The sequence below is a fragment of the Methylophaga sp. genome (genome assembly GCF_030651745.1).
The window spans coordinates 1-11,345 of record NZ_JAUSCC010000138.1 but is presented as its reverse complement, the minus strand read 5'-3'; the positions used below and the strand labels follow the sequence as shown (position 1 = coordinate 11,345).

The 11,345-nt window shown below is 45.6% G+C and carries 12 protein-coding genes; 7 read left to right on the top strand and 5 right to left on the bottom strand.

Annotated elements, in window-relative coordinates:
* Positions 1-155: 155 nt before the first annotated feature.
* The 7 genes from Q7V21_RS15610 (at position 156) to Q7V21_RS15580 (ending at position 6,386) form a co-directional block, all read left to right on the top strand.
* Positions 156-422: a hypothetical protein gene (locus Q7V21_RS15610; protein ID WP_069296082.1), complete on the top strand. Its 267-nt coding sequence runs from the start codon at positions 156-158 to the stop codon at positions 420-422.
* Positions 423-452: 30 nt separating this feature from the next.
* Positions 453-671: a hypothetical protein gene (locus Q7V21_RS15605; RefSeq protein WP_069296083.1), complete on the top strand. Its 219-nt coding sequence runs from the start codon at positions 453-455 to the stop codon at positions 669-671.
* Between the two features lie 150 nt (positions 672-821).
* On the top strand, positions 822-1,529 hold the full coding sequence (locus tag Q7V21_RS15600; RefSeq protein WP_304918157.1) for a peptidase: 708 nt from the start codon (positions 822-824) through the stop codon (positions 1,527-1,529).
* A gap of 46 nt (positions 1,530-1,575) precedes the next feature.
* The gene (locus tag Q7V21_RS15595) at positions 1,576-2,532 is read left to right on the top strand and encodes a hypothetical protein (protein ID WP_304918156.1); all 957 of its coding nucleotides are present in this window, start codon (positions 1,576-1,578) and stop codon (positions 2,530-2,532) included.
* Complete coding sequence (gene gnd, locus Q7V21_RS15590) at positions 2,529-4,001, top strand: decarboxylating NADP(+)-dependent phosphogluconate dehydrogenase (protein WP_304918155.1); 1,473 nt, start codon at positions 2,529-2,531, stop codon at positions 3,999-4,001. Before Q7V21_RS15595 ends, gnd begins: the two co-directional genes overlap by 4 nt.
* Before the next feature lie 175 nt (positions 4,002-4,176).
* Positions 4,177-5,565, top strand: a complete 1,389-nt coding sequence (gene mgtE / locus Q7V21_RS15585; protein WP_304918154.1) for a magnesium transporter — start codon at positions 4,177-4,179, stop codon at positions 5,563-5,565.
* 56 nt (positions 5,566-5,621) lie between these two features.
* Positions 5,622-6,386, top strand: a complete 765-nt coding sequence (locus Q7V21_RS15580; RefSeq protein WP_304918153.1) for a lipopolysaccharide kinase InaA family protein — start codon at positions 5,622-5,624, stop codon at positions 6,384-6,386.
* On the opposite strand, the gene Q7V21_RS15575 is transcribed toward Q7V21_RS15580, so the two are convergent.
* The 5 genes from Q7V21_RS15575 to guaB all read right to left on the bottom strand — a co-directional run bounded on the left by Q7V21_RS15575 (position 6,383) and on the right by guaB (position 11,323).
* Positions 6,383-7,261, bottom strand: a complete 879-nt coding sequence (locus Q7V21_RS15575) for an SdiA-regulated domain-containing protein (RefSeq protein WP_304918152.1) — start codon at positions 7,259-7,261, stop codon at positions 6,383-6,385. The genes Q7V21_RS15580 and Q7V21_RS15575 overlap by 4 nt on opposite strands.
* 238 nt (positions 7,262-7,499) lie before the next feature.
* Positions 7,500-7,928, bottom strand: coding sequence for a DUF6524 family protein (locus tag Q7V21_RS15570; RefSeq protein ID WP_304918151.1), 429 nt, complete (start codon positions 7,926-7,928; stop codon positions 7,500-7,502).
* Positions 7,929-7,955: 27 nt separating this feature from the next.
* Positions 7,956-8,231: an acylphosphatase gene (locus Q7V21_RS15565; protein ID WP_304918150.1), complete on the bottom strand. Its 276-nt coding sequence runs from the start codon at positions 8,229-8,231 to the stop codon at positions 7,956-7,958.
* Entirely contained in the window at positions 8,222-9,799 is a 1,578-nt protein-coding gene (guaA, locus tag Q7V21_RS15560; RefSeq protein WP_304918149.1) for a glutamine-hydrolyzing GMP synthase, read from the bottom strand. Before guaA ends, Q7V21_RS15565 begins: the two co-directional genes overlap by 10 nt.
* Positions 9,800-9,859: 60 nt before the next feature.
* A complete protein-coding gene (gene guaB / locus Q7V21_RS15555) occupies positions 9,860-11,323 on the bottom strand; it encodes an IMP dehydrogenase (RefSeq protein WP_304918148.1) in 1,464 nt (487 codons plus the stop codon).
* Positions 11,324-11,345: the final 22 nt, after the last annotated feature.

Sequence of the window (11,345 nt, the reverse complement as noted above, 5' to 3'; positions counted from 1 at the left end):
AATGCCATACATGTGGCGTTTAGCCCTGATCGACTGGAAGCTTTAATCAGTCAGGGAAAACTACACGCTGCCGACTTTAACTGTCTGGACAAAAAGTCCAAACGCACTGTGTGGAGCATGCTGCTCGCCGCCGCAGCTCACAGATTGAGTTAATCATGAATGCAAACAGAGCAGAACGAGCAGAAACCTGGTGTGAGGCCGTTATTTTGGCAGCCAATGAACAGTTGGAATCAATGTATCGCCAGCATGCCTCAGCATGTCTGGCGCTACAGATTTCCAGAAATTACCGATTATTACTTACCCACAACGAACATCCCTTAAAGAAACAGCATTGGCGAGCCTTATCGCAACGCTGGTTACTCAGTTATCAACTTCATCGAGGCCAACAGCGGGGCTTACCCGATATGTTGGAAAGCCTCTAAAACATTTATATTTAAATAAGGATCTTCATCATGGCTTCAAATTCCTGCCAGCCTGAACACGTATTTTCTTCCAGTACCTGTGATATCCAGTTTTGTCCCGATTGCCAAATGGTGCACCTTAATATGGGGGCTATTACCATTCGTATGACTGAACAACATTTTGCTGCCTATGCGATTGATATTAGTAAAGCCTTGTTCCATATGCGGCAGCGTGAAATTCATCAGGCTGATATGCGGGTTATGATGTAACTATTATAAGAATCAATAGCTAACCTAACGCGATTTAAGAATGGTATGCCCCTCTTTTTTGCGATTGAATATAGCCTAATTTAATATCCCACAGCACTTTTCAGCTATGCTTGTAAGCAAGTAAGAAAGATCTGTTGAGGAATATGCTGAATGGTGAAAGGGATTAAGGTCGCAATTCATGGGATGATTTTGCTACTGATTCTGATTTGGCTGATCTGCGGATTGCTGCTTAATCACGCCAGAGATTTAAAATTGGAGCAATACACGCTCTCCCATCCCTGGTTGCTGAAGCATTACAAAGTCACGGATATTCCAGTAGACCATGGCTGGTTACTGTCCGATCAGTTGTTTATCGAAATCGACTCACATCTCTATGTGAATGCTGAACGTAAACTGCGTTTAAATCGTCCATTGTTAGGAGGGATTTTACTGGACGATATTATTGTATTGGCTACTGATGATAATCTGATCTTGTTTGATAACCATGGTCAGTACATTAGCGTATTAGGTGCCGCAGAACTTATCCCTGCTGAAATTCAGAATATCGGCTTACATCATGGTCTTCCGGTTTTGCAAACTCGAACAGGAATGTGGCAAGGCAATTCCATTTTGGACGATTGGCAATTGATATCGCTGGACGGCGTATCATGGAGTGAGTCGGTTCCTATTCCAGAATCAACGATGAACGAACTCAGACAGCAGTTTGAAGCCTATGGCGTAAAACTGACAGCGTTATTGACCGATTTGCATAATGGACGCGTTTTTGGTGAACAAGGACGCTGGTTGATTGATGCTTTACTGCTTTTGTTGCTGGTTCTTGCGCTGAGGGGTATGTTTGGAATATCAGACAAGCCCTAGAATGAGGCTATGACAATATAACTATTGATGATTCGGAGGTAAGTTTTTGAGACAGACAGGCTTTCCATTTCTGCCCAAAGACTTCATTGAAACAGAAGAGGGATTGATATTTGCCGTCGTAAGTTACCACCCACATGAACAAAAAGTTGGCTGCTTTTTACGTTATGTAAATGATCAAAACGGCTGGCATAAAGTCGATACCGAACAGGCCAATCGTTTACTTGAACGACACCATCCTGAATATCTTTATTATTCGGACCAATTTGATGCTGCATTTCATGCGGTGCCGGTAGATAGAATAGTTAGGCATCATCGGCCCGAAGAGCGATTGCAGCTTTTATTGCAGCAACCGGCAGAAGATGTACTGCAACAAAAATTTCATAAATTAATAACGATTTTGCAACACTATCAAGTAGATATTGATGCAATTGGACTGACCGGCTCCATGCTGATAAATCAGCAAAAATCCACATCGGATATTGATTTGGTTTTATATGGACGTGATGCTTTTCATCAATGCAGAAAAGCAATTCAGAGTGCTATTGCTGATAATCAGTTGCAGAAACTGGATGATGCTCAAATGCAGGAAAACTATCAACGCCGTGATAGTGAACTGGATTTTGGTAGTTTTAGCTGGCACGAATATCGAAAATACAATAAAGCGATGATTGATGGCAGTAAATTCGATATTGGCATGGTCTGTCTTAATGATGAACTCGATATTGAACATCGACATTTTCTTAAACAAGGCATTAGAACCATTCAATGCCAAGTAACCGATGACAGTCGTGCATTTGATTTTCCAGCACGATACCAAGTTGATAACGCAATGACTCCTGAAGTGATTTCCTTTACCCACACCTACGTAGGACAGGTGGAAAAAGGTGAATTTATTGAGGTTTGTGGTGCGTTGGAATGTGATGCTTCCGGAACCTGCCGAATTGTGGTGGGTTCGACTCGCGAAGCCCGAGGCGAATACATAAAGGTGGTAGAACAGAAATGAGCGAATTGATTCAAAACACAAACACAAAAGCAGATATTGGCGTGGTGGGGCTGGCCGTTATGGGACAGAACCTGGTGCTGAATATGAATGATAAAGGCTTTAAGGTAGCGGTGTATAACCGTACCACCTCCAAAGTCGATGAATTCTTGGAAGGACCAGCCAAAGACACCAATATTATTGGTTGCCATGATTTGAAAAAATTTGTCGAAAGCCTGCAAATTCCACGACGTGTAATGTTAATGGTGAAAGCCGGTCCGGTGGTGGATGCTTTTATTGAACAATTGGTGCCCTATCTGGATAAAGGCGACATCATTATTGATGGCGGTAACTCGTTGTTTAATGATAGTGACCGGCGTACCCATGAGTTACACAAAAAAGGCATTCTGTTTGTTGGCAGCGGCGTTTCCGGAGGTGAAGAGGGTGCGCGTTTTGGACCTTCTCTGATGCCTGGCGGTAATCACGCAGCTTGGCCAGCCATTAAACCCATTTTTCAGTCTATTGCTGCCCAAGTTGATGGTGAAGCCTGTTGTGATTGGGTGGGTAATGATGGCGCAGGTCATTATGTGAAAATGGTGCATAACGGTATTGAATACGGTGATATGCAATTGATCTGTGAAGCTTATCAGATGATGCGTGAAGGTCTGGGCATGTCTGGAGATGAAATTCAGCAGGTGTTTGCTGAGTGGAATGAGGGCGTATTGGACTCATATCTGATTGAAATAACCCGTGACATTCTGACGGTTAAAGAAGCGGATGGCAGCCTGTTGATTGATCATATTCTGGATACCGCTGGTCAAAAGGGCACCGGTAAATGGACCGGCATGAATGCACTGGATTTGGGGATTCCATTAACCCTGATTGGAGAAGCGGTCTTCGCCCGCTGCTTATCGGCTCTTAAGGATGAACGGGTCACAGCCTCCAATGTGTTACCAGCTCTGGCAGGTGAATTTTCCGGCGATAAAGCTGAAATGGTCAATGCCATTCGTGACGCTTTATATGCCTCGAAAATTATTTCTTATGCCCAAGGCTATATGTTGATGCGTGAAGCTGCCAAAACCTATGGATGGGAACTTAATTATGGGGGCATTGCCTTGATGTGGCGTGGCGGCTGTATTATTCGCAGTCGTTTCCTAGGTAATATTCGTGATGCCTTTGAACGTAATCCACAGCTGGAAAATCTGTTGCTGGATAACTTCTTTATTGATGCCATCACCGAAGCCTTGCCGGGTTGGCGTAAAGCGGTAGTTTGTGCCATCAGCCTAGGTGTGCCGACACCCACTTTCAGTAGTGCTCTTGCGTTTTATGATGGTTATCGTAGTGAAAGACTGCCTGCCAACTTGTTGCAAGCGCAACGGGATTATTTTGGCGCGCATACCTATGAGCGCTTGGATAAACCGCGCGGTGAATTTTTCCATACCAATTGGACAGGCAGGGGTGGAAATGTCTCAGCCTCAACTTATGAAGCCTGATTAATCTCCTCCGCGAAAACGAAAAAGGCAGAGCGCCCCTCTGCCTTTTTTTATTTGTGCAGAAAGTGATAAAAACGCTGTTGTCATTGTCACCACTCAGTAATAATAAGCGCCAAATAATAGCGGTAAAGAGCTAAACAACTTTCAAATCACAATAAAAAATTAAGGGATCGGCATGAGCGCATTCAACCCCTGGCAATATGATCCCCATCACCACCCAGCAACACATCAAGCCCGTTTGAGTGAATTGAAGCAGTTACTGCAGCAAATGCATTTTGAACTGTTACGGCAGTGTGTCGCCAACATTGAAGTTCAGGATATTGCGGCGTTGTTAGGTGATTTACCCAAGCTCGAACAAACATTGTTTTTCAGGATCCTGCCAAGACAAACTGCTACTGATGTATTTGGCTATTTATCGCAGAATGCCAAAGAAGAATTGCTTAAAACACTGAGTGATGAAGATGCGTTGGACATGGTTCGTCATCTGGATGCCGATGATCGTGCTGCGTTTCTGGATGAGTTGCCCGCTGAAGTTGTACAGGCATTAACCCAGCGTTTGCCACGCGAAAAATTGTCAGAAGTACAGTTGTTGCTGGGCTATCCGGCCGAAAGTGTTGGTCGGTTGATGCAGCCGGACTTTATCAGTATTCATGAAAGTTGGACTGCCGGTCAGGCATTGGACTATCTACGTAGCCTGCATCAGGATACCTCTTTGCTCAATTACCTGTATGTGATTGATGATGAAAATAAACTAACCGATACGCTGCATATCCGGAAATTGGCTTTGGCGATGCCGGATACCGCTATCAGCAAGCTGATGGATCGGCGTTTTATCTATATCCATGCTACAGAAGATCAGGAAAAAGCTGTCAATCTGATGCAGCACTATGATCTGGATGCCTTACCGGTGGTTGATGGGGATGGAGTGATGCTGGGTATGGTCACAGTCGATGACATTCTTGACGTGGCGCAGGCCGAAACTACCGAAGATTTCCATAAAATGGGTTCGGTGGGCGTGATTAATCTGAATATTAGTGAAGCCTCGACGGTATTGTTGTATCGCAAACGTATTGGCTGGTTGCTGTTACTGGTATTTGTCAATATTTTCGCTGGCCTAGCCATCGCTACTTTTGAAGATATGATTGCTGCCGTGGTGGCGTTGGTGTTTTTCCTGCCTTTGATTATTGGTAGCAGTGGTAATGCCGGTGCCCAGTCGTCAACCTTGATGGTGCGTTCACTGGCCACAGGCGATGTACGGATGAAAGATTGGGGCAGGTTGATGATCAAAGAGATTTCCGTTGCCATTGCGTTAGGTGTGACGATGGGGGTGGCTATTTCGTTTATCGGTTACTGGCAGGGAGGAACCGCACTGGCATGGGTTGTTGGTTTATCAATGATTGCCGTGGTGATTGTCGGCAGTTTAATGGGCATGAGCCTGCCATTTTTATTAAGCAAAGTGAATATTGATCCGGCAACTGCCAGTGCGCCGTTGATTACCTCAATGGCAGATATTGTCGGTATTTTGATTTATTTCAGTATCGCTGTCGTTTTCATGGGTGGGTAAATGACTGACTGGCTTTTTTGTGGAGCCAATGTCTCTGGTCGTTTAGAATGTCGCGCATGACAACATCAACCCAATGGCGGCTTACCCCGCAGTTTCAGCACCTTGACGCTTTATTTGGCAGCCTGGATAAAATCTTTGCCCTTGAAGGCGAAGTGATTACCCATGAACGCATCTCCGGTGTGATCCGCATCAGCCATCAAGGCCGTCGTTATTACGTCAAGCGCTATGTCTCAGGGGGAAAAGGCTTGCGACGTTTTCTGGGTAAGCCTCGGATCCAGAGTGAATGGGAAAATCTGTTGTGGTTTGCACAACAGGGCATTGCAACGGCCCCCGTGGTTGCTTATGGAATGGAAACACAATGGGGCCTCTTTCAGAGAGGCGCCATGATCACTGAAGAAATCCCGGTGAGTGAAGATTTAGCCAGCCTCGCCAGAGCTGATGACCCACGTCTGAGTGATGCAAAATGGGTTAATAAAATCAGTTTGCAAGCCGCGCAAATGCTGCAAAAAATGCATAAAAATGGTTTTGTGCACAATGATTTCAAATGGCGCAATCTGCTGGTGGATGATCAGGATCGGTTATATGTGATTGATTGTCCGTTAGGGGCTTTCTGGCGGGGGGCCTTATTGCGTTACCGCTGCATCAAAGATTTGGCTATGCTGGATCGCGTTGCAAAATATAAACTGACTCGTAGCCAACGATTACGCTTTTACCTGCAATATCGCGGTCATCAACAGCTAACCGACGCAGATAAATACCAATTACAAAAATTATTGTCGCGAAAAGTACGCCGTAAAAGCAGTTTTGCCCCAAGCACCTAGCTGTTAGGGTTGTGGTTTCGCGTTAAGATTAATAATTCATTGGGCTCACCGACCACATAAATATTACCATCGGTATCAGATGTCACGCCTTCTGGTTGTTGCATTACTGGCCAAAGATTAAATGGACCTCGTCCCAACCTGAGCTGGGAACGTTGCTGGCCCATTAAATCAATAACATGCAGACTATGCGATTCATCACTGAGCACCAGTAATTTCTGCTCTGTGCCATCCTTGAGTAGCGTCAATCCTGAAAAATCACCCACATCAAGACGAAGATTCTTCATCGCATCAAATTGGCTTGTATCGTTATCATTGTTCAACGAGAAATGCAGGATCCGGGCAGGCTTTTCTCGCACCACAAATAACCCATGCTGTTGTGAAATGGCGATGCCTTCCAGACCGGTGTTTTCTTTTTCAGGAGATGATATTGCGATAGTTTCAACATCCTGATAATTGATGTGTGTCGTTGAATCAAGGATTTCAATATAGCTGATGGTTTGCAGTCGTTCTTCACCGACAATAAAAATATTGTCCTTCACGTAATCAATGCTTTCAGTATCCGAGAAGCCAATTAAATCGATGGTTCGCAGTAATTCTCCAGTTTTACTGATCACAACAATTTGTTCGGGATTATTGACGATGCCATACAAATGTCCTGATTCAGGGTGATAGGTCAGTCCGGATAAATTATCGTCAATTCCATCAATAGTAAGAACCTTGCTGAACTGATAATCCTGTTGCAGATTCCAGCGGCTATCCAGAGTTGTTCTAGCGGAGCTGACCGTACTGAACCAGAGGCATCCGCTTAACGCTGTCGTGATTAGCAGAGCGGTAATCCACAGTCTCGATTTGGTTTTGTTCGAGAAAAATGACATGCGTTAATCCTTCAGCTCTAATTAAGTTATTAATATGACGTATTGATATGACACTAGGGCTTGTTTATCTTTCATCTCCACCACTGCTGGAGGCTCATTTTACCCAACAAGGCGAATATGAAAGATAAACAAGCCCTAAAGAGAACGATAGCGTGCGAGACTTAATTCAAGCTGAAATTTAGAGATGATTTGGTTTGTTTTTTAAGATTAGTTGAAGATTGTGGAAGCGCCACAATGTCTAGTTATCGACATCATCCACATCGGCCTGACCGGAAAGTCGACGACGTATATGTGACCATGACATGCCCACAGCGAGCACAGCAGCGACCAGAAATAAGGCAATATAGGTAAATGCAGCGTGATGACGTAGTTCCAGAATACCTAAATCAAATAACCACCAGATAATAATGGCAAAAAAGGCAAAGGCGAGGATCAGACCAAAACCGCCCAGTGAGCGAAATGTTGCACGCAGGTAAACGGTCCAGCCAATCAGAATAATTACAGTCGCCATAGCAAAGGGCGGTGTAATGTTGGTGCCATTGCCAAAAATAGCATCATTGGCCCAATGGAAATAACTATAACCACTCGGGTTATAGCTGATGAAAACCAATAAAACAGCAAACAACAAACGTAATAAAAAGCCTTTGCTATTAAAACGCTGTGCCATAACTGATTCCTTTATCGGTTAGTTGATCTAGCGGATATCAAAATGCGTAAATTCGGTAGTAGCCGCTGATTCAGTGATGGAAATATCGGTTACTTCTGCAAAGCGAGGACCTTGCCATGCCCAATCAACTAATTGCTGAAGTTGCTCAGCTTGACCTTCCGCCACCATCTCTACCTGACCATTACTGAGATTACGCACCCAGCCGACTAAGCCGAGTTTTTCAGCAGCAATCTGTGCCGACATACGGTAGCCGACACCTTGCACACGACCTTCAATCAACAGATGATAACGTGTTATTCCCATTCAATCGTTGCAGGTGGTTTTCCGGAAATATCGTAGACAACTCGTGAGATGCCGGCGACTTCATTAATGATTCGACGTGATACCAGATCCAGGAAATCATAAGGTAAGTGTGCCCAGCGAGCGGTCATAAAGTCGATGGTTTCAACAGCACGTAATGCAACGACATAGTCATAACGACGGCCATCGCCCATGACACCAACCGATTTGACCGGCAAAAAGACCGCAAACGCCTGACTGGTTTTGTCGTATAAATCGTGAGCACGTAGTTCTTCGATAAAAATGTTATCGGCTTTACGCAGCAGATCGGCATATTCTTTTTTGACTTCGCCGAGGATGCGCACACCCAGACCCGGACCAGGGAAGGGATGGCGATAGACCATATCACTTGGTAAACCGAGTTCGACACCCAATTTACGTACTTCATCTTTAAACAATTCGCGTAACGGCTCAATTAATTTGAGCTTCATATGTTCCGGTAAACCACCGACGTTGTGATGGGTTTTGATCACATGGGCTTTACCGGTTTTAGAGGCGGCAGATTCAATGACATCCGGATAAATGGTGCCTTGCGCCAGCCATTGTACGTTGGTGAGTTTGGACGCTTCTTCGTCAAATACTTCAACAAATTCACGGCCGATGATTTTGCGTTTGGTTTCTGGATCATTTTCACCTGCCAGTGCTGACAGGAAACGATCTTCGGCATCGACACGAATCACGCGAATGCCCATATGTTTGGCAAACATAGCCATGACCTGATCGCCTTCGTTTTCACGCAGCAGACCGTTATTTACAAACACACAGATCAGCTGATCACCAATAGCACGATGTAACAAAGCAGCCACTACAGAGGAATCAACGCCACCAGACAAGCCTAACAACACTTCATCGGTGCCGACTTGCTGACGGATGGTTTCAATGCTGTCTTCAATGATATTGGCAGAGGTCCATAAGGTTTCACAGCCACAGATTTCGGTAATAAACCGCGAAATCATCCGCTGACCTTGTGTGGTATGGGTAACCTCAGGATGGAACTGCACCCCATAAAACTGACGTTCTTCATCCGCCATACCGGCAATTGGCGCACTGTCAGTGCTGGCAATGACTTTGAATCCTTCAGGTAACTGGCTGACCCGATCACCATGACTCATCCACACATCCAGCATGCCAAAGCCTTCTGGGGTGGTGTGATCTTCAATATCTTTCAAAAAGGCAGAGTGCCCACGGGCACGGATTTTTGCATAACCAAATTCACGGTGTGCTGACGATTCAACCTGCCCACCCAGTTGTGTTGCCATGGTTTGCATGCCATAGCAAATTCCCAACACCGGCACATCCATTTCAAATACACAATGCGGTGCGGCAGGTGCAGCTTCGCCAATAGTCGAATCGGGACCACCGGAGAGAATAATGCCTTTTGGTGCAAACTCACGAATTTCCGCTTCACTGATATCGGGGTTACGTAACTCGCAATAGACGCCGACCTCACGAATACGACGGGCAATAAGCTGGGTGTATTGTGAACCGAAATCTAGGATCAAAATGCGATGGTCGTGAATATGGCTGCTCATGAATCTCTCTTACAGTCAGATAAAAAATACCGGCTTCTGTTTAGAAGCCGGTATGCAACATTAATTAACGCGGTAGTTCGGGGCTTCTTTGGTGATGGTCACATCATGCACATGACTTTCATTCATGCCGGCAGAAGTAACACGGACAAACTCAGGTTTGGTACGCATTTCTTCAATAGTACGGCTACCGGTATAGCCCATGGAAGCGCGCACACCGCCCATCAGCTGATGAATTACCGGACTCAGACTGCCTTTGAACGGCACACGGCCTTCAATACCTTCTGGAACCAGTTTGTCGGCTTCGCTGGATTCCTGGAAGTAACGGTCACTAGAGCCTTGTTTCTGTTGCATTGCGCCCATTGAACCCATGCCACGATACGATTTGTAAGCACGGCCCTGAAATAATTCGACTTCACCTGGCGCTTCTTCTGTACCTGCAAACATGCCGCCAATCATGATGGTATGTGCTCCGGCGACAATCGCTTTAGCAATATCACCTGAGTAACGTACGCCACCATCTGCAATTAATGGCACACCGGTTCCAGCAAGGGCTGCGGCTACATTACTGATTGCACTGATTTGTGGAACACCGACACCGGCCACGATACGCGTGGTACAGATTGAACCAGGACCAATACCGACTTTCACCGCATCAGCACCAGCTTCAACCAATGCCTTGGCTGCTGCCGCGGTAGCGATATTGCCGCCAATCACTTGAACTTCAGGATAGTGCTGTTTTACCCAGCGAACCTGATCCAATACACCTTGTGAATGACCGTGTGCGGTATCCACAACAATCACATCGACACCGGCAGCGACCAGTGCATCAACGCGGGCTTCACTTTCAGCCCCAATGCCAACCGCGGCACCTACACGTAAACGTTCCTGAGCGTCTTTGGAAGCCAGTGGATTATCTGTTTGTTTCTGAATATCTTTAACAGTGATCATGCCTTGCAGATGAAATTTATCATCGACTACCAGCACTTTTTCGATGCGATTGGTATGAAGCAAATGCAACACTTCTTCACGACTGGCATCTTCACCTACAGTCACCAGTTTGTCTTTACCGGTCATGATTGAAGACACCGGATTATCGAAATGTTTTTCAAAACGTAAATCACGGCTGGTGACAATACCGACCAAATCATCGCCATCAACAACAGGAACACCGGAAATATTGTGAGCGCGGGTCAAAGCCACTACATCACCAATTGAAGTGTTAGGTCCGACGGTTATCGGATCACGTACCACACCGCTTTCAAATTTTTTCACTTTGCGGACTTCGTCAGCCTGCTGCTCGATAGTCATGTTTTTGTGCAGAATACCCAGACCGCCTTCCTGTGCCATGGCAATTGCCAGACGACTTTCAGTGACGGTATCCATAGCGGCGGATAACAGTGGAATATTGATGGTGATGTCACGTGTCAGTTGTGTTGACAGACTGACATCGCGCGGCAGAACATTTGAATAGGCGGGGACTAATAAAACGTCATCAAATGTCAGGGCTTCTTGCGCAATTCTCATGAGGCGGGTTCCCGAATTTACT

What these genes read in the sequence shown, in the direction of transcription:
- Q7V21_RS15610 (WP_069296082.1), top strand. Translation starts at nt 156, where the DNA reads ATGAATGCAAACAGAGCAGAACGAGCAGAAACCTGGTGTGAGGCCGTT.
- Q7V21_RS15605 (WP_069296083.1), top strand. Translation starts at nt 453, where the DNA reads ATGGCTTCAAATTCCTGCCAGCCTGAACACGTATTTTCTTCCAGTACC.
- Q7V21_RS15600 (WP_304918157.1), top strand. Translation starts at nt 822, where the DNA reads ATGGTGAAAGGGATTAAGGTCGCAATTCATGGGATGATTTTGCTACTG.
- gnd (WP_304918155.1), top strand. Translation starts at nt 2,529, where the DNA reads ATGAGCGAATTGATTCAAAACACAAACACAAAAGCAGATATTGGCGTG.
- mgtE (WP_304918154.1), top strand. Translation starts at nt 4,177, where the DNA reads ATGAGCGCATTCAACCCCTGGCAATATGATCCCCATCACCACCCAGCA.
- Q7V21_RS15580 (WP_304918153.1), top strand. Translation starts at nt 5,622, where the DNA reads ATGACAACATCAACCCAATGGCGGCTTACCCCGCAGTTTCAGCACCTT.
- Q7V21_RS15575 (WP_304918152.1), bottom strand. Translation starts at nt 7,261, where the DNA reads ATGTCATTTTTCTCGAACAAAACCAAATCGAGACTGTGGATTACCGCT.
- Q7V21_RS15570 (WP_304918151.1), bottom strand. Translation starts at nt 7,928, where the DNA reads ATGGCACAGCGTTTTAATAGCAAAGGCTTTTTATTACGTTTGTTGTTT.
- Q7V21_RS15565 (WP_304918150.1), bottom strand. Translation starts at nt 8,231, where the DNA reads ATGGGAATAACACGTTATCATCTGTTGATTGAAGGTCGTGTGCAAGGT.
- guaA (WP_304918149.1), bottom strand. Translation starts at nt 9,799, where the DNA reads ATGAGCAGCCATATTCACGACCATCGCATTTTGATCCTAGATTTCGGT.
- guaB (WP_304918148.1), bottom strand. Translation starts at nt 11,323, where the DNA reads ATGAGAATTGCGCAAGAAGCCCTGACATTTGATGACGTTTTATTAGTC.